Below are 18,572 nucleotides of genomic sequence, written 5' to 3' on the forward strand. Positions count from 1 at the left end.
TCAGAAATTTTTGAAAATATCATTTAAGTCAAGCATTAATTTGCCGAAATTAAATTTGTAACTAAGCTTTCAGATAGCAGTAATTTTTTCTCTGAGTCGGAAATAATGTATCAACCTGATTATAATGAATTAGTAGAAAGTTGGAATAAAACCCTTGAGGTTTTAGCGATGTTTGCAAAAGTGCCCGTTGCTTTAATTATGAAAGTTGAAGACAACGCTATCAGTGTTTTTTCAAAAAATGATCATCTCGAAAATCCCTATAACATCGGTGATCGTGAAAGCTTAGATGGTTCTGGCCTATATTGCGAGCATGTCATAAAAACGCAAAAACTATTATCAATATCTAACGCACTGGTTGATGAAAATTGGAAAGATAACCCAGATTTAAAATTAAATATGATTTCTTACTTGGGGCTACCTATATCAGCCGGCGATACGACCCCTTTTGGTACGATATGTATTTTAGATAATAAACCGCATAGTTACAGTGAACCTGTTATTAAATTACTTGAAACCATCAAGCATAGTTTTGAAGCCCAACTAAAATTACTTCATCAGCAAAAACAAGCATTTGAACAACTACAGTTCGAGGAGTTGGCTACTCTAATAAGAGGGGTTGCCCATGAACTCAACACCCCACTCGGTAATTGCATAACCGCAGTTGATGTGGCTAATTTATCAATTACTAACACACAGCAAAGTCTTGCAAATAAAAGTTTAGGCCAAAAAGCTTTATATAAGGCACTTGGAACAATGGCTAATACTAATGAGTTATTAACACGAAACCTCTCCACCTGTGCCAATAAAATACGTATTTTACAAGACTTGCTATACACAAAAGCTCAATCGTCAAAGTCTCCCTTTAGCCTCAAACAGTTAGCTGATACATTAACTAACCATTTAACACAACCACTTAAAGATACGAATGCCAAGCTTGAGGTTAGTTACTCGCCTTCCAAGTCAGAATGTGAAATTGAAATAGATTTACTAAAACAAGTGCTGTTTATCTTGCTACAAAACTCTATGGAGCACGCATTTTTAGGCGTTGAAAAACCACGAATCAAAATTGATATGCAAGATTACAATGGTATATTGAAAATTCATTACACTGACAATGGCATCGGAATCGAAGATGATCAGATCAACGCTATTTTTACACCTTTCTATAAAGGAAAAAACAACCATACAGGAATGGGGTTAGGTCTCAGTATTGCTAAAAAAATTGTAACGCAGCAACTACAAGGTAATATCTCAGTAATAGATAGCAACGAGGGAGTACACTTTTTATTAAGCCTGCCAAAATAGTGAGTAGTAAATTGCAGAAAATGACTATTTTCAAAGGGTGCCTTTTAGCCCATATTTCTTTTTGCAGTTTAACTTTATTTGCAGAACCAAATTATCAAGAAGTAAAACAGTTAATTGACCTACATTTTATCCATAAAACTGATTATGCTAATAAAGCAGCTTATCTCGAATATGGTAACTTAAACCTAAAATCACTCATAAAATCACTTAATGAGCCGCATTCTTACCTAAAAGTTAAAGGTTTAAATACAACTTTTTTTAGCGCTAAAAAACGCTGTGTTAATAACAGTAAAATTAAGCTGAATTTTCAAAAAGGTAAACTTTCTTATCTAAAAATTTCCAGTATTGGCACAACAACCACGGAAGAAAAATCTCAATATGTTCGTAATTCAATCAATAAGATAAGATCTCAAGACAACGAGAACTCTCGATACTGGATTATTGATTTAAGAAAAAATAGCGGCGGTAATATGTGGCCTATGTTACAAGCACTTTCCCCTTTTTTTGACACTACACAAACATTAGGTGAATTCCATTTGTCATCTGGAAGCATTACTAGATTTGGTTTTAAAGATGGAATAGCCCATGAAAGCTCGCTACAAAAAATCAATTTCCAACCAGATACCTATCATTTAAAACATCAGCCTATTGGGATTTATGTTTTGATTGATTCTAGTGTCGCAAGTTCTGCTGAAGCTTTAGCAATTGGCCTATCATCGCTTGAAAATGTAACACTCGTTGGCGAGAAAACGTGTGGCTTAGCTACCGTCAATACTCCGTTTGAGCTCAGTGACGGAAGTATTCTTGTTTTAACAACAGGCGAGATGGCCAATATTCATGGTCAAACGTTTAAAAATGGCATCACACCGAGTATGAGTAGTCTAGAATTTAGTAGGCTAATCAAAGACTTTGGAGAATAAAATTTTGCTAGCTTGTGGGCAGCCTCTGTCTTCATAACCCACTATTGCATAACTATTTTTAATCAGCATACTCAGCATTGCAGGAAAACGGTTCATCGACTTAACTTTAATAGCTCGGTAATTGTGCTCTTGAACCCATGTTTCTTGTGCGTTTAATAATGCCTGTGCGATCCTCTTTCCTCTGCACTTTGGCGCTACTGCGCCAAGCCAGCTATAGAAAGTATTTGAATCTAATGCATAACCCAGTTTGTAGGCCACAGGCTCATTATCGATAAAGGCTACTAAAATTAAATACTCAACATCTGCTATCCTTGCTTGTAATTTACCGAGCGTATTTCTACCATCAAACTCAGGGATTTGACTATCCACGAGCAGTAAATCTTGTAGATTAGCAGGCTTTATTGTGTAGCAAGGTTCCATGGATTATTCCACTCTAATTTCTTGTTTCACTTTTCTTTTCGATAATACAACTTTGAATAGCGTTTTACACGCGCATGTACACCGCGACCTAAACTTTTAAATTTAGCTTCGAGTACATCAACGCCATACAAAATAACGACCACTAATACTGAAAGTTTAATTGCAGCTAACAAGTTATCGGTGGCAATCACAACACCAATAGAGGCTAGCACCCAGATAGTTGCTGCGGACGTTACTCCTACAACCGCGCCATCTTTTGCAAGCATTACTCCGGCACCTAAAAAGCCAATACCGGTGATAATTTGCCCCACTACACGTGAATGGTCTATCACATCGCCATGTAACATAAATGCAGTAGCCAGAAATAAATAGGTACCCAACACAATGAGTGCTGAGGTACGTATGCCAACAGGTTTGCCGCGTAATTGGCGCTCCATACCAATAATTGCGCCGCAAAAAGCGGCGCTACCAATTGCTGACCAAGAATAAGGGGCAATATCAAATAAACTACTCAGTGTCACTGTACTTCCAAATTAAACTAACAATCAAAATTATAAATAAAAGGCCATCGCAGTGCTGAGTCGTGATGAACCAAAACTCGCCATTTTGCTAAAATCGGCTTTGGCTATTGGCACGTGCTGACAGTCAATCGCCAATTGCTTTTCGTTTTCACAGAATGGATCATGAACATACAAGCAGTGCTCATCAATATGGGTTACACACACCCAATGCGGTGATTTTTTTCCATCAAATCGATAGGTGCTGATCAATAACACCACCGCTTTACCCTCAGCAAGCCAAGTCTCAATAGCTGCCAAGGTTAACTCTTGATATCGTACTGGCAACTTGGCAGCTATTGCTTCGGCCACAAATTGATTATGTACCGTATGCAAAATGGCTTTTTTCTTTTCGCTTCTTACCCCGTCAATAAACAAAGTATCGCGGGTATTTAAAACAACATCAGCTTTAAAACCTCGCTTCATTGCCGCAAGTGCTAACCCTAGAGGATGGCAACCGCCATGCCCTGATGTCATGAAAATAGTCGTCGCTTCACGCCATATATCCAACTCTTTCAGTTGGCTCATTGCGCTATCATTCAAGGATGACATTGCCATTAATAGCGCCGCAGGACCACAGGTAAACTCGGTTGTTTGCTGATACCAAGGCGTGTGTTTATCGGCATTAAATTCGATATTACGACGAATGTTTTTTTGCATTCGATGGGCATCACTATGGTCATCATAATAATCACTGTAATGACCAAAGACCTGATAACCCAGTTTTTCATATAAGCGAATTGCTGAATGGTTGTTTACCGCAACCTCTAAACGCATGTATAAACGGCCCCGTTTAGCCGTTTCGTTTTCAAGCGCAAGCAGTAACTTTGAGGCAATGCCTTTGCCTTGCTGAGATTGCAAAACAGCCAGTGAATATAACCGAGCAAGGCGCGTCCCTTTGTGACACCACACTAAACCATAACCAACGAGTTGGTTATCTACCTCTGCCACCATCAGTAAACCATGGGTTGCGCTGATCCAGCGTTTTAAGCTACGGCTACTTAACCTATCTTGACTAAAGCTTTGTTCTTCAATCGCTACAAGGGCCGCCAAATCCGTTGCCTGAGCAAAACGGATTTGGCAAACAGATGCGTTCATTAACCGCGGCCTCGTGCTTCTAGGCGTTGTTTAAACTCATCCATAATGATCATATAAAGCTCATCACCTAAATAAGCATCTTCGACTTTATGGTCGATACTAGGGTTGTCATTCACTTCTAACACGTATGCTTTACCTTGATGCTCTTTAACATCAACGCCATACAAACCTTTACCCACCGTTTTGCAGGCTTTTAATGCTGCATCAAGTACCACTTTAGGTAGTTCAAATGTTGGCAAGGTTTCAAAGCCACCAGAGAAAAAACGTTTTGCATCATGGTTGTAAATTTGCCAGTGATTACGCGCCATTAAATAACGACACGCATAAATTGCACGGCCATTTAACACCCCGACACGCCAATCATATTCGGTGTACATATACTCTTGCGCTAGCACAAGTGCACTGAACTCAAACAGCTCAGTTAACTTAGCAACTAACTCATCACGATTAGCAACTTTAAATACACCTTTAGAGAAAGAGCCTTCTGGCATTTTTAATACCAGTGGGTAGCTAAAGTTTGCTTCTAAACTTTCGATTGTCTCTTCGTTTGTATCAGCCACAACATGAGTTTTTAAACTCGGCACTTTTTGATAATTAAAGGCATCGTGTAAATACACTTTATTACAACAACGCAATATTGACTCTGCATCATCAATGACCACTAACCCTAAGCTTTGTGCTTTACTTGCTAAGCGGTAAGTTGGATGGTCGATAGCCGTTGTTTGACGAATAAATAGCGCATCAAATTGCGCAATACTGGTAATTTCATCAAATGTCAGAGCTTGAGCATAAATACCATGTTTAGCGGCAGCTTTAATAAATTTTGCAATGGCATCTTTATCGCTTGGTGGCACTTTTTCTTGGTGATCAACCAATATAGCCATATCCCAACGGTAACGACGTTTTTTATCGTGAATGCGCCACACTGACTCGGTAAAACTGCTTAGTTGCTTTACAAACTCTGTAAAGGCAGTGTCATCTAATGATGCAATCGTGCCTTGCTTCACAACACCTTGCTCATCACACACCAAAATAGGCGCAGGATATTGCGAGAATAATGCTTTGGTTGCTTTGCTTTGCTGCTCTTGATCTGTGTGACCAAAAAATACAGTGCCACCAGCGAGCTCTTTATGACGCGTGCTGTGCTCATCGCTACGTAGCGCATTAATTGTTTTTACACTCGGTAAAACCTGATGCTTTCTTGCTTCAGCAAGCAAAGAACAATAATAACCTTTACTTAAATACTGCCCAGTATCACACAAGTTTAAAATGCGCGTTTTTGGCTCATTATGTTTTGGGTAATCACGTAAGTAGGTGTCAAAAGTAATGACATTTTCGAAATTTTGAGCAATACGTTGCTCATTGTTATCAACCACAATCAAGGTTTTAAACACGACTTTTCCTAAATTAAGTCTTATGAAAAAAAATGAAAACACCCAACCAATTAAGTGAACGCATGAGGCTAAACTTCACTTAACTAGATGGGTGCTTAAAATACCAATACCCGAGAATTGGTAATTGCGCGTATTGGTATAAGCCTTAAGCTTGATGTGATTTATAGAGGGTTTTTAGCTTTGTGACCAACGAGTTATTTTTTACCTTAAGATGAAATTTATTGATTAATAAATTTTCTTGGTCAGCATATTTCTGCAATGCTGTAAAACTGCTTATTACCTGCAATTGTCAGTGTTACTTCATCATCGACTTGCTTACCAATCAGTTGTTTACCTAGCGGTGCTTCTCGGGTTACAACATAAATGGGCTGCTGTTTTACGGTGACCATTAAGCCACCTGCACTTGGGCCTATAAAGAACCACTTTGAGTTATCGTGCTCATCGATAAGACACACTAATGCACCTTCACGAACCTTATTAAATTCGCTTTCTTTAAACACTGTATTAAATGCTTGAATGTCACGATAGCACTCATTGACTCGCTCAGCTTGCCCTTGCGCTAAATAAGCGGCTTCTAAACCCAAGGTATCGTATTGAGTTTCAGCTACACTTTCTTCGTGAGTTGCAGCATCATGGGCCGCTTTTGCCGCTTCTTTGGCGTTATGCAGTTGTGCCTCTAGCGCAAAGCGTAAATGTTCAATTACGTGTGTTTTATTCATATCAAAGCAGTTAAAACAGAAAAGCCGCTATTCTATGGAAAAATAGCGGCTGATGAAAGTAAGTTATAAAACTGACTTATGGCAACTCCATATAGGCTTTAGTTTTATCATCCAGTGTTTGGGTATAATTGTCTGAACTTAACCCTAATAGCTGCGGTAAGGTAGCGGCGATACAAATCGATGAAAATGTTCCCACCACTATGCCCACAAATAGCGCGATAGCAAAGCCGGTTAATGCAGCCCCTGCAAGCAGCCAAATGCAAGCAATGGTCGCAAGTGTTGTACCTGAGGTGATCAATGTACGCGTTAAGGTTGAACCAATTGCATCGTTAATCACAACATGGGTGTTAATCCGTTGATTATCTGGCTGAATCCGTAAAAGCTCTCTGACTCTGTCGCCAACAATAATTGAATCATTTAATGAATAACCAATAATAGCCAGTAAACTCGCCAGCACGGTTAAATTAAACTCAAGCCCTAGCAAGGAAAACAAACCTAGCACTAAGATTAAATCATGCAACAGTGCAACCACTGAACCCACAGCGAGTCGCCATTCAAAGCGCACGGCTAGATAAACCATAATGGCAATCAGTGCCGCAAATAAAGCTAAACAGCCTTGTTCAAATAGCTCATCACCGACTTGCGAGCCTAAAAATGAACTTGATAGTACGGTATATTCTACGCCTTGCTCATTCAGCTCTGCTTGCCAAGTACTGGCTTTGCTAGCCTCTGGTGCTTCTCTTAAAACAAAATGATATTCACCCGCTTTACTTATAGTTAATTTTCTCGCAACCTCAGAGCTTAACTTTGCTTTTAAATCAGTAATTGTGGTGACTGACGTTGTATTAATTTCAGTAATGTAGCCACCTGTAAAATCAAGGCCAAAGTTAAGCCCCTTAACAGATAAAACACCCAAGCTCGCGATGACTAAAATACAACTTAGCAATAGCCCTAAAAAGCGTGCTTTACTCGCTGGCGTTAAAGTAGACCAACTCATGCTTTTGCCCCCGTTAAATTGGTTAGTTTAATGTAGAGCGTTTGGCTAAGCGCTTTTGAAATATAAACGCCAGTAAATACGCTAGTTAATAGGCCGAGCGCTAACGTGATAGCAAAGCCTTTCACAGGCCCATAACCTATGGCATATAAAATAATCGCCGTGATCATGGTTGTTACATTGGCATCAAAAATGGTCGTAAATGCTTGGTTATAACCTTGCTCAATCGCTTGATATGTAGGTCGACCCTTGCGTTTCTCTTCTTTTATTCGCTCAAAGATAATCACATTCGTATCAACAGCCATACCTATCGTCAGAACAAGACCTGCAATGCCCGGTAAGGTCAGTACAACACCCGGCAATAACGACATTAAACCAACTAAAGCAGTTAAATTTAGTAGCAAAGCAATATTGGCAATCAGCCCTAAGCGACGATACCAAAGCGCCATAAATGCAAGGGTAATACCGATACCCAGCATTAACGCAGCTAAGCCATGCTCAATGTTTTCACTGCCTAAGCTTGGGCCTATGGTTTGCTCTTGTACAATGGTCACTGGTGCTGTGAGCGACCCTGCCCGTAGTAGAAGCGCTAAATCGTAAGCAGCTTGTGGGCTTTTCATATTGGTAATGCTAAAACGAGAGCTTAAGTGCTGGGCAATGTTTGCCACATTGATCACTTCGCTTTTTTTCACAACTTCGCCATTCTCACCCCGTGAGTATTCAGAATACACAGTGGCCATTGGCTTACCAATATTGTGCTTAGAAAAAGCAGACATTGCATCACCACCTTGCGAGTCTAAACTGAGCTGAACTAAAGGCTTGCCCCACTCATCTTTACCAACACTGGCATTATTGATGTGATCACCTGAAAAAATTGCTATAGGATTTAAATTAACAACACCACCGCCTTGCACATTAAACGCTTTACCACCTACTTCGACGACTTGATAAAAATCGAGGGTCGCTGTTGCACCAATAATACGCTTAGCTTCAGATGGGTCTTGCACACCGGGTAACTCGATGCGAATGCGCTGCTTACCTTGTCGTTGCGTTACCGCTTCTGTGATGCCAAGCTCTTCAATACGACCTCGCAGGGTTGTTAAGCTTTGCGCCATAACTTGTTTATTGAATTCGCTTTGGCTTTGCTCATTAAAATGCAGTAATACCGTGGTTAGGTTATTAGTGGTTGATTTAGTTTGCATCAGGCCTTTGAATTGACCTTGTAACGTTGAGACGAGCCCTGCGAGTTGCTCCTCGGAGCTTGGTAAAATTTGTAGCTCAACCCCTCCTTTTACTTCACTTGCCCGAATACCACGAATTTTATCTTTACGAAGCGCCAATTTAGTTTGTTGATACACACTGCTTAAGTGCTCTTGCATTGCTTTATCTAAGTCAACATCAAGCACAAATAACACCCCACCATTTAAGTCGAGTCCCAATTTAATTGGTGAAAGACCAAGCTGCTGAAGCCACTGTGGGCTTGTCGCATGCTCAACAATTTTAGCGTCTAACTGTGGGTATTGTGTTTTGATAAAACTCAGCGCATTGGCACTTTGGGTTGGCTCGCTTAATAAAATAGCCAGTTGTGCTTGGCTATCATTGGCTTCAATCACTTCAAAACCATGTTGGTTTAGAGAAGTTGTCACACTTTGCAGCGTCACAGTTTGATCTGGCAAGCTAATGTGCAACCAAGACTTATTAGGATAAAGATTAGGTAATGCGCTTACCGCTAGTAAAATACACGCCGCTATCATAGCGACATAACTCATTTTTAGACGACGCCATAGCGCCGGCTTTGATTTATGTGACATACATGACTTCCTTCCGGCATTGTCAGCCGGTAAAAATTAATTCCAAAAATATAAAAGTAACGAAGGAAGTCGTTTAGTTATGGTAGGTCGTGTTGGCTTTGTACAAAAGATTAGCGTCTTTCCAGCCACTAATGCGGGATTTACGCTGGGTTGCTAAGGCAAACCATGGGATCTCACGCACAGCCCCTGGCGGCGCTAGAAAGTGCTCTTTTCCCCAATCTTCAGCAAAGAATTCAATTAATAGCTCGTAATCAGGGTCAACCTGACTATGATAAAGAAACAATGATGAATTACTGGCAGTTAAACGCGGCACAAGGGTATCAAACCCCGATGGTTCTATCGGTTTGTGGTGTTCTGCTGTATGAGTTTGAGAAATAACTGGGGTTTTAGTCAGCTCTACTTGGAACAATTTAGTCGCAGCAAAGTGTGAGTGAGTGTCAGGCATAGCCATGCTCTGTGCACTAAAGAACACAGTAAATAGCAAGATAATGACTGAGAAAAACCGTAACAAAAACTGACCAATAAATTAAGCGGATAACATGGCTATAATGAGGGTAAAAAAATAAAACACAAGGTATTACTTAAATAAATATAACTAAAATAAAAGCGAGCCCATTTTGGCCCGCTTAGTAATTTAACTTTATTAAACGAGTTAAACCTCTAATGATGACATGTCGATAACAAAGCGTGAGGCCATATCACCTTGCTTTAACTTATCAAATGCATCATTAATTTGTTCCATTTTGATCATTTCAACTTCTGGCAAAATATTATGTAGCGCACAGAAGTCGAGGATTTCTTGAGTTTGCGCAATACCGCCAATCAATGAGCCTGCAACACGGCGGCGCCCCATTAATAACGGCACTGAATTAGACTCAGCAAGCGCACCTACTTGACCAACCAATACTTGAGTCCCATCAATATCTAAAAGCGGGATATACGGCGTAAAGTCGTGTTTTACCGGAATAGTATTAATGATTACATCAAATTGATTAGCATGCGCTTGCATGGCAGCTTCATCACTTGATACTAATAGATCTTTTGCGCCATAAGATAAAACCTGCTGTTTTTTCTTATCACTACGGCTAATTGCCGTAACATGTGCGCCTATTGCAGCTGCGATTTTAATCGCCATGTGGCCTAAACCACCTAAACCAATCACACCAACACGGCTGCCTGGGCCGACATTCCAGGTACGTAATGGCGAATACGTTGTGATACCCGCACATAGAATTGGTGCACATTTAGCAAGGTCTAAGCCTTCAGGCACGCTCAATACAAATTCTTCACGCACCACAATGTGTTTTGAATAGCCACCTTGAGTGAGTTCACCGCTAATGCGATCTTGTCCTGAGTAAGTCCCTACCATACCTTCGCGACAAAACTGCTCTTCACCGTGATGACATTGGTCACAGCTTAAGCAGCTATCAACCATACAACCTACAGCAACATTATCGCCCACTTTGTATTTAGTAACGCCGCTGCCTACTTCAAGAACACGACCAACAATTTCATGGCCTGGCACGACTGGGTACTGAGTCCAGCCCCAATCGTTTTCTGCTGTGTGCAAGTCTGAATGGCACACGCCACAATACAGAATTTCAATTGATACATCTTCATCACGAAGTGCACGGCGTTCAAAATGATACGGCTCTAATGGTTTTTCAGAATCATGTGCTGCATAACCGACGGTTTTCATGCTTACTCCTTAATTTTCTTCGTGTTTAACTCATGCAATTAACAAATTTGCTAATGCGCTGGTGTATACTGCACTCAGTATAGAGGTAAATTTGCAAAATACACTTGCCTAAAACACGAAAGCTTTTGCCTATTTTTATCAAATTGATTTTTAAGAGACCCCCATGCGTGGAATGAGCCGCAAAGAACAGGTGACGAGATCGCCTGATGCAATGAACCTATCACAAAGCATCAAAACACTCTGGCCCTATTTAATGACCTTTAAAGGCCGAGTTATTTTAGCCGTAATGGCGCTGATTGCAGCAAAGGGCGCCACATTGCTGATGCCTTGGGCACTTAAAGAAATAATTGACGCGGTTGATGCAAGTATAAACCCGCTATTAAGCGTTCCTGTTGCCTTGCTGATCGCTTATGGTTTGCTGCGCTTTGCCAGTGTGTTTTTTGGTGAAGTTCGCGATGCATTATTTGGCCGTGTTACAGAGCACGCAATGCGCCATATTGGCTTAAAAGTATTTAAACACTTGCATAGTTTAGAGCTTGCCTTTCATCTTGATAGGCAAACAGGTGGAATTAGCCGCGATATAGAGCGTGGTACAAGTGGCCTTAGTTTTTTAATGCGCTTTTTGATGTTTAATATCGTACCAACCTTATTTGAAATAATCACAGTAGCGATTATTTTTGCGACCTTATTTTCGCCGTGGTTTGCACTAGTCACCGTTATCGCGGTCGCTATTTACATTGCTTTTACTGTGATAGTAACTCAGTGGCGTAACCGATTTATTCGTGAAGCAAATACCGCCGATAACAACTCTAATACCCGTGCTATCGACAGCTTACTAAATTATGAAACTGTTAAGTACTTTAACAATGAACAATATGAAGCGACCACCTACGACAGCTTTTTAGCTAAATGGGAGCAAGCAAGGCTAAAAAATCGTTTATCATTACTGGCGCTTAATTCAGGGCAGGCACTTATTATAGCCGCAGCTATTACAGCGCTAATGTGGCTAGGTGCCAGTTCAGTGGTCAATAAAGAGCTGACCATAGGTGAGCTTGTGATGATTAATGCCTACATGATCCAGCTATTTTTACCACTTAACTTTTTAGGTTTTGTTTATCGTGAGATACGCCGTGCGCTGACTGACCTTGAAAACATGCTCGGGCTGTTAAATCGAAAAGCCGCCATTAGCGATGGCAAAGATGCAAAACCATTAAAAGCAACCAAAGCAGCTATCCGATTTGAAAATGTCTCTTTTAGTTACGACAAACAACGGCCAATTTTAAATAACTTAAGCTTTGAGGTTACTTCTGGCAGCAAGGTGGCCATTGTGGGTGCCAGTGGCGCAGGTAAAAGCACTCTAAGCCGCCTACTCTACCGCTTTTATGATGTGGATGCGGGCAAAATTTATATCGATGAGCAAGCAATCAACACAGTAACACTTGAGAGCTTGCGCCAAGCTATTGCCATCGTACCGCAAGATACCGTGCTATTTAATACCAGCATTCGCGAAAACATCGCCTACGGAAACCCAACTGCAAGCGAAGATGAAATTGATAAAGCCATAAGCCTTGCCCATTTAGATGGATTTATTGCCAGCCTAGACAAAGGCGATAAAACCCTTGTTGGTGAGCGCGGTTTAAAAGTGTCGGGCGGTGAAAAGCAGCGCATTGCAATAGCCAGAGCCATTTTAAAAGGTTCACCGATTTTATTGTTTGATGAGGCAACATCGGCGCTAGATTCGCATTCAGAGCAAGCCATTCTTAGTGCGATGCGTGAAGTCGCACAAAGGCACACCAGCTTAGTTATTGCACATCGTTTATCAACAATTACTGACGCAGACAAAATTATTGTGATGAAACAAGGACAGGTTGTTGAACAAGGTCAGCACCAACAGCTACTTGCTGCGAATGGTGAATACGCTCGAATGTGGCAGTTGCAGCAAAGCGATGAATAAACACTGTTAACTAGTGGGTTAAATGATTAGAATAACCGCTTTATTTTTATCTATAACAAAAAGGCAACACGCAGATGGGCAGAGCTTATCAAAACAAAAAAGACTCAATGGCAAAAACTGCGGGTGCAAAAACCAAAGTTTATTCAAAGTACGGAAAAGAAATTTATATCTGCGCTAAGAATGGTGGTGTTGATCCCGATGGCAACTTAGCGCTGCGTCGCTTAATCGATCGTGCTAAAAAAGACCAAGTACCTACGCATGTAATCGAGCGTGCAATCGATAAAGCCAAAGGTGGTGGCGGCGAAGATTACGTAGCAACTCGCTACGAAGGTTACGGACCTGGTAACTGTATGATTATTGTTGACTGTTTAACCGACAACAACAAACGTACCTTTGCTGACGTACGTGTTTGTTTTACTAAAGCGAATGCCAAAATTGGTGCGCAAAACTCAGTTTCACACTTATTTGATCACCTTGCTATTTTTGTGTTTGATGGTGATGATGACGAAGCTGTTTTAGAAGCACTAATGATGGCTGATGTAGATGTAACTGATGTAGAAGTTGAAGACGGTAAAATTACCGTATTTGCTCCACACACTGAATACAACAACACGCGTACAGCACTTGAAGAAATAGGAATTACTGATTTCCATGAAGATCTAATTGCCTTTGTGCCGCAAGTAGAAGCACCGATTGAAGGTGAAGACGTTGAAGTCATGGAACGCTTTTTAGCCATGCTAGAAGACTGTGATGACGTACAAAACGTTTACCACAACGCACAGTTTTAATTAAAAAGGCCAACCAAGTTGGCCTTTTACCTTTTAGCCCAAAGGAATCAACATTGAATACCCTCGAAAAGTTAAGAGCCGGTTCTTTACAAGGTTGTACCCGGCTTCAGCTTGTTGCAGAACTAACCGAATTCCCAAAAGAAATTTATACCCTAGCCGATACGTTAGAAATCCTTGATTTATCAAATAACCAGCTAAGTGATTTACCTGACGATTTTTACAAGTTAAAAAATCTAAAACGGCTGTTTTTATCTTTTAATCAGTTTAAACATATACCAGAGGTGCTAAGACAATGCCCAAACTTAATCATGGTGGCATTTAAAGATAATAAAATAACTGAATTTGAAGCGCACTGTTTGCCAACACAGATAGAATGGCTGATCTTAACTGATAATCAAATTCCCGCTTTACCTGAAACATTTGGTGAGTACAGCAAGCTTAAAAAGCTCGCACTGGCAGGTAATCAGTTAACACATTTGCCAGAGTCAATGGCTAATTGTAAAGAGCTTGAACTAATACGTTTAAGTGCCAATAAGCTTACAAAAATTGAAGATTGGCTTTTAGCTTTACCGAAGCTTGCTTGGCTTGCCTTCTCTGGTAACGATTTAAATCGCTCAACTAGCTTGCACTGTGAGCTGTTTAGCCAAATTGCACTGAATGAAATCGATGTTAAAAAGCAGATTGGCCAAGGCGCATCTGGGGTTATTCACTTAGCCAATTGGCATCAACAGCCTGTTGCCCTTAAGTTATTTAAAGGCGAGATCACCAGTGATGGCTACCCACTTGATGAGCTAAATTGCTGTTTAAAAGCCAGTGAGCATCCAAATCTCATTAAAGCATTAGGCTATGTTGATGAAGAGTCACAACTTGGTTTAGTGATGGAGCTTATCAGTAAAGAGTTTAGTAATCTTGGTTTGCCACCTTCCCTTGCAACTTGTACCCGTGACACATTCGAAGACAACTGCCAGTACGCGCCAGAAATGGTGCTAAAAATTGTTAAGCAAATGGCCAGTACCCTCGCTCATTTGCATCAAAAGCAAGTAAGCCATGGTGACATTTATGCCCATAACAGCATGATCAATTCACAGGGCGAGTTATTATTTGGTGACTTTGGTGCAGCAACTGATTTATCAATGTTGACGCCTGATCAACAGCAGCTATTAGAAGGCATTGAAGTGCGCGCCCTTGGTTATTTCATTGATGATCTACTGACTGTCGTGAGTGAACAAAACGACATTACTAAGATACTTTCTGACATAGCTCAAGAGTGCTTGGTACTCAACTCAGACAAACGCCCTCGCCTTTCTGAGCTAGTTTCGCGATTATGAGTATAGGTAATAATAAATAAAGCCTCTATGAGGCTTTATTTTTGCTTTTTAAACGGGAACACCTGCTGCTTTAACATACCTTCGGGCATGTAATCGCCAACCACACCATATTTATCGGGCCACTCTGCTTGACCTTTCACAGCAGTGCCAAATAGATAATCTAAAAAAGAAAAATGCGCTGCATAGTTACGGTCAATAGCCGCTTTATCAGATGAATGATGCCAATGATGAAACTGAGGCGTAACCATCACGTACTTTAACCATCCAAATTTCACCCGAACATTTGCGTGGTTAAACACAGCCTGAAAGCCAACAATAATGACATAGAGGCTAATAACATCCGATGGAAAGCCGAGCACAAAAATAGGCGTGAGCACTAAGCTGCGCGTCACGAGTATTTCTAAAATATGCTGACGAGAGCCTGCAAGCCAATCCATCTCTTTTGCACTGTGATGTACGGCATGAAAACGCCAAAGCAATGGCACTTCGTGATAAGCCCTATGCACAAAGTACTGCATTAAATCGGCCACTAAAATGATCAAAAATAGCTGCACTAAAAAAGGCATTTGAATAATAAAGCCCTGCACTGTATCAGACACAGCCCAGCTAAATGCGTGATGCACAAACTGATTGGTTGCCAGCAACACAAAACCAATAATTAAATGATTAACAAAGAAATGATTTAAATCACCCTGCCACTCAGAGCGGAGGATTTTTTGCTCTTTACGGTGCGGCAGTAGCTTCTCAATTAGAATAAAAATCAGTGTGGAGCCAAGTAAATCAAGAATGAACCAATCAAGCCCCAAGTACGGCGTATTATCTCTAAAATCACCCACTTCGACATTTGGCCCACCAAATGCAATAGCCACAACTATAAACACCCAAGCCGTTGCACTGAGCCGCTTTTTAGTATTACGAACAAAGTTCAACAATCCTAAACTGCCTGAAATAATCAATGCCACAAACATCAGCTGGCGTAAAAACTCGACACTGTAGTTTTGCCTAAGCTCTGGGGTGGTTAAATACTCAGGAAAATGAAAAGCTAACACCCCTAAACAGGATAAAACAGCTAAGAAACAAGCAATATAACCGCTAATATTACCTTCACCCACTTGAAACTGCTCAGCTCTAAATAGCCGATGATAAAGACGTGTCATGATATAAAATCCATTTATCAATTTTTTTGCAGCATAACACAGAAGAATTTAGGAACAAATATACGCTAAGCCATCACGAACATGTGTATACAACAAATTGATATTAAGCTCAGAAAACCCATAACGATAATGCGTTCAGGTAGGTAATGAATAACCAATGCAGGCATTGTAATAATGTGTGAAGCCTTTGGCCTATAGCACAAACTATGTTTTTCAAAGTTCATGAAAGCGTTCATCAGCCTTACCATATAAAGCTTTATTCCAGCCAAATGAATAAGCACAAATGTAGATGGACCTAAAAACTCAAGTAGCGCCATGAGCTCATATCCCATCATTAACTCAGGTCCAGCAATGAGAATGACTAAAACCAATGCAATTGACCTATATACCTTATTAGCGAATAACTGTTTAATTTTATTGATCATCCATATCCCTATGAAACAATTTAGGCTTATATAATGTTAAGCTTTTTAATATTACTGAAATGCTTTATCAAACTTATCTTGATCAAGGTATTTATCAAATGCACCTAAAGCATTACCCACACTTGGCTCAGCCATTAACTCTTGAATTGCAACTTCACCGACAATACCGAATGCGTTTTCCATTGCTCCCTGACCGCCGACTTCTATCGCCGCCTTAGCTTGCTTTGGACAGTCTTCAGTTAATAAACGCGTAACTAACGCACCAACATAGCGATTAGTGTCATCCAGATCTTGCTCTGTAACGTTCGCGAAAGGCTTAATTATACTATGCGTCGACATACCCAGATAAATCCACTTAGCGAGATTTTTCCGCTCTTTGCCATTTAGTGAATCAGTTAAACACACTGCAAGTTGCTGAGCTTCTTCTGATGCTGAAGCATAACTAGGCAGTAACGACATTACAAAGAATGAAGTAGTTAATAAGATTTTTTTCATTATTTTCCTCATAAACTGGGATTAACCATAGAATTCTACTTCAGTTTTTACACCAAATGGTAAAATGAATTCTCTAAATTCAGGGTCCCCTTGCTGAGCTTTTGGATATTTAAGGTTATACATATTCTTTTTAAACATATTTAAGAATTGCTTATTTTGCAGCTTATTATCCAATACACTGACTTTGACAACATCACCCGCTTGATTAACCATCATCATAAATAAAATTTTATCATCAGATCGTCTGAAGTCGTCTTTTGCTTTTGTTATCACATCTTTGGGAATATTAAAATCTGGTAGGTTTTTATCTTGTGTTGATGAGCAAGACACTAACAAGAGGCATAAAGGTATTAAAAATTTATTCATCATCTGTCCCTAAAAATGTTTAAAGACAAGATACTGTGAATAAATGCTTTTATCCAGTAAAAACCAAAAAAGCCACGATAAACGTGGCTTTGTTGGATAAAGCTTAAACTTTTACTGTTCTATTATAAGAACTGACCTAGCGCTTTAACTTGGTCTAACATGCGGTTTGAGAAACCCCACTCGTTATCGTACCAAGCCATCACTTTAACAAGCTTACCATCTACTTTCGTTTGTGTAGAATCGAAGATTGAAGACGCTGGGTTGTGGTTAAAGTCGATAGAAACAAGCGGTAGTTCGTTGTATTCAAGAATACCTTGCATTGCACCTTCTGATGCAGCTTTAACGACTTCGTTGATTTCTGCTGCAGTTGTTTCACGCTTAGCAACGAACGTTAAGTCTACTAAAGAAACGTTGATTGTTGGCACACGTACTGCCATGCCGTCAAGTTTACCCGCAAGTTCAGGAAGCACTAAGCCAACCGCTTTAGCTGCACCTGTTTTAGTTGGGATCATTGACTGAGTTGCGCTACGTGCACGGTATAAGTCAGGGTGATAAACGTCAGATAAGTTTTGATCGTTTGTGTAAGCATGAATGGTTGTCATGCTACCTTGCTCGATACCTACTGTGTCGTTGATTGCTTTTGCAATCGGTGCTAAACAGTTTGTTGTACACGATGCGTTTGAAATGATGTTGCTGTCAGCGTTTAAAACTTCGCTGTTAACACCATGAACAACCGTTGCATCCATATCAGTACCAGGCGCAGAAACGATTACTTTTTTAGCACCGGCTTCAATGTGTTTTGCAGCTGCTTCACGTGAAGTGAATAAACCCGTACATTCTAATACGATATCGACGTTTAATTCCTTCCAAGGAAGGTTTGCAGGATCACGCTCTTGCGTAAGGGTAATTTCATCATTACCAATTAGCATGGTGTTTTCAGCAAGTGTTACTTTTTGAGAAAATTGACCGTGTACTGAGTCAAATTGAGTTAAATGCGCGTTAACATTTGCTGGTGCTAAATCGTTGATAGCAACAATTTTGATTTCGTTGTTTTGAGCTGATTCATAAAGAGCACGTAATACGTTACGACCGATACGTCCATAGCCATTAATTGCAACATTAATCATTCTAATATCTCCCGT

Annotated in this window: 19 protein-coding genes; 5 read left to right on the plus strand and 14 right to left on the minus strand. The window is 40.3% G+C overall.

Translation table 11 applies throughout. The annotated features are described in order from the left end of the window. The first annotated feature begins 105 nt into the window (after positions 1-105). The gene (locus AAEU31_RS09335; RefSeq protein WP_421967060.1) at positions 106-1,305 is read left to right on the plus strand and encodes a GAF domain-containing sensor histidine kinase; all 1,200 of its coding nucleotides are present in this window, start codon (positions 106-108) and stop codon (positions 1,303-1,305) included. Positions 1,306-1,325: 20 nt separating this feature from the next. Then, a complete protein-coding gene (locus AAEU31_RS09340; RefSeq protein WP_421967124.1) occupies positions 1,326-2,225 on the plus strand; it encodes a S41 family peptidase in 900 nt (299 codons plus the stop codon). On the opposite strand, the gene AAEU31_RS09345 is transcribed toward AAEU31_RS09340, so the two are convergent. The 9 genes from AAEU31_RS09345 to AAEU31_RS09385 form a co-directional block, all read right to left on the minus strand. Then, positions 2,202-2,645: a GNAT family N-acetyltransferase gene (locus AAEU31_RS09345; RefSeq protein WP_421967061.1), complete on the minus strand. Its 444-nt coding sequence runs from the start codon at positions 2,643-2,645 to the stop codon at positions 2,202-2,204. The genes AAEU31_RS09340 and AAEU31_RS09345 overlap by 24 nt on opposite strands. A gap of 26 nt (positions 2,646-2,671) precedes the next feature. Beyond that, on the minus strand, positions 2,672-3,166 hold the full coding sequence (locus AAEU31_RS09350; RefSeq protein ID WP_235382727.1) for an MgtC/SapB family protein: 495 nt from the start codon (positions 3,164-3,166) through the stop codon (positions 2,672-2,674). Positions 3,167-3,196: 30 nt separating this feature from the next. After that, complete coding sequence (locus tag AAEU31_RS09355) at positions 3,197-4,300, minus strand: peptidase C39 family protein (RefSeq protein WP_421967062.1); 1,104 nt, start codon at positions 4,298-4,300, stop codon at positions 3,197-3,199. Continuing rightward, on the minus strand, positions 4,300-5,694 hold the full coding sequence (locus tag AAEU31_RS09360; protein ID WP_235382725.1) for a RimK family ATP-grasp domain-containing protein: 1,395 nt from the start codon (positions 5,692-5,694) through the stop codon (positions 4,300-4,302). The genes AAEU31_RS09355 and AAEU31_RS09360 overlap by 1 nt, the downstream gene beginning before the upstream one ends. A gap of 242 nt (positions 5,695-5,936) precedes the next feature. Continuing rightward, positions 5,937-6,413 (minus strand): transcription elongation factor GreAB, encoded by a 477-nt coding sequence (locus AAEU31_RS09365; protein ID WP_421967063.1) that lies wholly within the window; start codon positions 6,411-6,413, stop codon positions 5,937-5,939. A 76-nt stretch (positions 6,414-6,489) separates the two neighbouring features. Further along, the gene (gene secF, locus AAEU31_RS09370; RefSeq protein WP_421967064.1) at positions 6,490-7,410 is read right to left on the minus strand and encodes a protein translocase subunit SecF; all 921 of its coding nucleotides are present in this window, start codon (positions 7,408-7,410) and stop codon (positions 6,490-6,492) included. Further along, positions 7,407-9,218, minus strand: a complete 1,812-nt coding sequence (secD, locus tag AAEU31_RS09375; RefSeq protein ID WP_421967065.1) for a protein translocase subunit SecD — start codon at positions 9,216-9,218, stop codon at positions 7,407-7,409. The genes secF and secD overlap by 4 nt, the downstream gene beginning before the upstream one ends. A 73-nt stretch (positions 9,219-9,291) precedes the next feature. Further along, positions 9,292-9,663: a hypothetical protein gene (locus AAEU31_RS09380; protein ID WP_421967066.1), complete on the minus strand. Its 372-nt coding sequence runs from the start codon at positions 9,661-9,663 to the stop codon at positions 9,292-9,294. Between the two features lie 207 nt (positions 9,664-9,870). Beyond that, positions 9,871-10,917, minus strand: a complete 1,047-nt coding sequence (locus AAEU31_RS09385; protein ID WP_421967067.1) for an NAD(P)-dependent alcohol dehydrogenase — start codon at positions 10,915-10,917, stop codon at positions 9,871-9,873. A gap of 211 nt (positions 10,918-11,128) precedes the next feature. Here AAEU31_RS09385 and AAEU31_RS09390 point away from each other — a divergent pair, with 211 nt between their 5' ends. The 3 genes from AAEU31_RS09390 to AAEU31_RS09400 all read left to right on the plus strand — a co-directional run bounded on the left by AAEU31_RS09390 (position 11,129) and on the right by AAEU31_RS09400 (position 14,987). Continuing rightward, complete coding sequence (locus AAEU31_RS09390) at positions 11,129-12,871, plus strand: ABCB family ABC transporter ATP-binding protein/permease (protein ID WP_421967125.1); 1,743 nt, start codon at positions 11,129-11,131, stop codon at positions 12,869-12,871. Between the two features lie 74 nt (positions 12,872-12,945). Next, on the plus strand, positions 12,946-13,659 hold the full coding sequence (locus AAEU31_RS09395) for a YebC/PmpR family DNA-binding transcriptional regulator (RefSeq protein WP_421967068.1): 714 nt from the start codon (positions 12,946-12,948) through the stop codon (positions 13,657-13,659). Positions 13,660-13,712: 53 nt separating this feature from the next. After that, on the plus strand, positions 13,713-14,987 hold the full coding sequence (locus AAEU31_RS09400; RefSeq protein WP_421967069.1) for a protein kinase: 1,275 nt from the start codon (positions 13,713-13,715) through the stop codon (positions 14,985-14,987). Between the two features lie 35 nt (positions 14,988-15,022). Here the strand turns inward: AAEU31_RS09400 and AAEU31_RS09405 are convergent, their stop codons facing one another. The 5 genes from AAEU31_RS09405 to gap all read right to left on the minus strand — a co-directional run bounded on the left by AAEU31_RS09405 (position 15,023) and on the right by gap (position 18,557). Further along, entirely contained in the window at positions 15,023-16,144 is a 1,122-nt protein-coding gene (locus AAEU31_RS09405; protein ID WP_421967070.1) for a sterol desaturase family protein, read from the minus strand. Between the two features lie 65 nt (positions 16,145-16,209). After that, positions 16,210-16,569, minus strand: coding sequence for a hypothetical protein (locus tag AAEU31_RS09410; RefSeq protein WP_421967071.1), 360 nt, complete (start codon positions 16,567-16,569; stop codon positions 16,210-16,212). Positions 16,570-16,620: 51 nt separating this feature from the next. Beyond that, positions 16,621-17,064, minus strand: coding sequence for a hypothetical protein (locus AAEU31_RS09415; protein ID WP_421967072.1), 444 nt, complete (start codon positions 17,062-17,064; stop codon positions 16,621-16,623). 21 nt (positions 17,065-17,085) lie between these two features. Continuing rightward, complete coding sequence (locus AAEU31_RS09420; RefSeq protein ID WP_138600582.1) at positions 17,086-17,430, minus strand: hypothetical protein; 345 nt, start codon at positions 17,428-17,430, stop codon at positions 17,086-17,088. A 122-nt stretch (positions 17,431-17,552) separates the two neighbouring features. Further along, a complete protein-coding gene (gene gap / locus AAEU31_RS09425; protein WP_135924922.1) occupies positions 17,553-18,557 on the minus strand; it encodes a type I glyceraldehyde-3-phosphate dehydrogenase in 1,005 nt (334 codons plus the stop codon). Between the last annotated feature and the right edge of the window lie 15 nt (positions 18,558-18,572).

It is taken from the genome of Pseudoalteromonas thalassia, assembly GCF_049257215.1.
GTDB lineage: Bacteria > Pseudomonadota > Gammaproteobacteria > Enterobacterales > Alteromonadaceae > Pseudoalteromonas > Pseudoalteromonas lipolytica_C.

What these genes read in the sequence shown, in the direction of transcription:
- AAEU31_RS09420 (WP_138600582.1), bottom strand. Translation starts at nt 17,430, where the DNA reads ATGAATAAATTTTTAATACCTTTATGCCTCTTGTTAGTGTCTTGCTCA.
- AAEU31_RS09410 (WP_421967071.1), bottom strand. Translation starts at nt 16,569, where the DNA reads ATGATCAATAAAATTAAACAGTTATTCGCTAATAAGGTATATAGGTCA.
- AAEU31_RS09390 (WP_421967125.1), top strand. Translation starts at nt 11,129, where the DNA reads ATGAACCTATCACAAAGCATCAAAACACTCTGGCCCTATTTAATGACC.
- AAEU31_RS09385 (WP_421967067.1), bottom strand. Translation starts at nt 10,917, where the DNA reads ATGAAAACCGTCGGTTATGCAGCACATGATTCTGAAAAACCATTAGAG.
- AAEU31_RS09335 (WP_421967060.1), top strand. Translation starts at nt 106, where the DNA reads ATGTATCAACCTGATTATAATGAATTAGTAGAAAGTTGGAATAAAACC.
- secD (WP_421967065.1), bottom strand. Translation starts at nt 9,218, where the DNA reads ATGTCACATAAATCAAAGCCGGCGCTATGGCGTCGTCTAAAAATGAGT.
- AAEU31_RS09355 (WP_421967062.1), bottom strand. Translation starts at nt 4,300, where the DNA reads ATGAACGCATCTGTTTGCCAAATCCGTTTTGCTCAGGCAACGGATTTG.
- AAEU31_RS09415 (WP_421967072.1), bottom strand. Translation starts at nt 17,064, where the DNA reads ATGAAAAAAATCTTATTAACTACTTCATTCTTTGTAATGTCGTTACTG.
- AAEU31_RS09340 (WP_421967124.1), top strand. Translation starts at nt 1,326, where the DNA reads ATGACTATTTTCAAAGGGTGCCTTTTAGCCCATATTTCTTTTTGCAGT.
- AAEU31_RS09380 (WP_421967066.1), bottom strand. Translation starts at nt 9,663, where the DNA reads ATGCCTGACACTCACTCACACTTTGCTGCGACTAAATTGTTCCAAGTA.
- AAEU31_RS09345 (WP_421967061.1), bottom strand. Translation starts at nt 2,645, where the DNA reads ATGGAACCTTGCTACACAATAAAGCCTGCTAATCTACAAGATTTACTG.
- AAEU31_RS09405 (WP_421967070.1), bottom strand. Translation starts at nt 16,144, where the DNA reads ATGACACGTCTTTATCATCGGCTATTTAGAGCTGAGCAGTTTCAAGTG.
- AAEU31_RS09365 (WP_421967063.1), bottom strand. Translation starts at nt 6,413, where the DNA reads ATGAATAAAACACACGTAATTGAACATTTACGCTTTGCGCTAGAGGCA.
- secF (WP_421967064.1), bottom strand. Translation starts at nt 7,410, where the DNA reads ATGAGTTGGTCTACTTTAACGCCAGCGAGTAAAGCACGCTTTTTAGGG.
- AAEU31_RS09395 (WP_421967068.1), top strand. Translation starts at nt 12,946, where the DNA reads ATGGGCAGAGCTTATCAAAACAAAAAAGACTCAATGGCAAAAACTGCG.
- gap (WP_135924922.1), bottom strand. Translation starts at nt 18,557, where the DNA reads ATGATTAATGTTGCAATTAATGGCTATGGACGTATCGGTCGTAACGTA.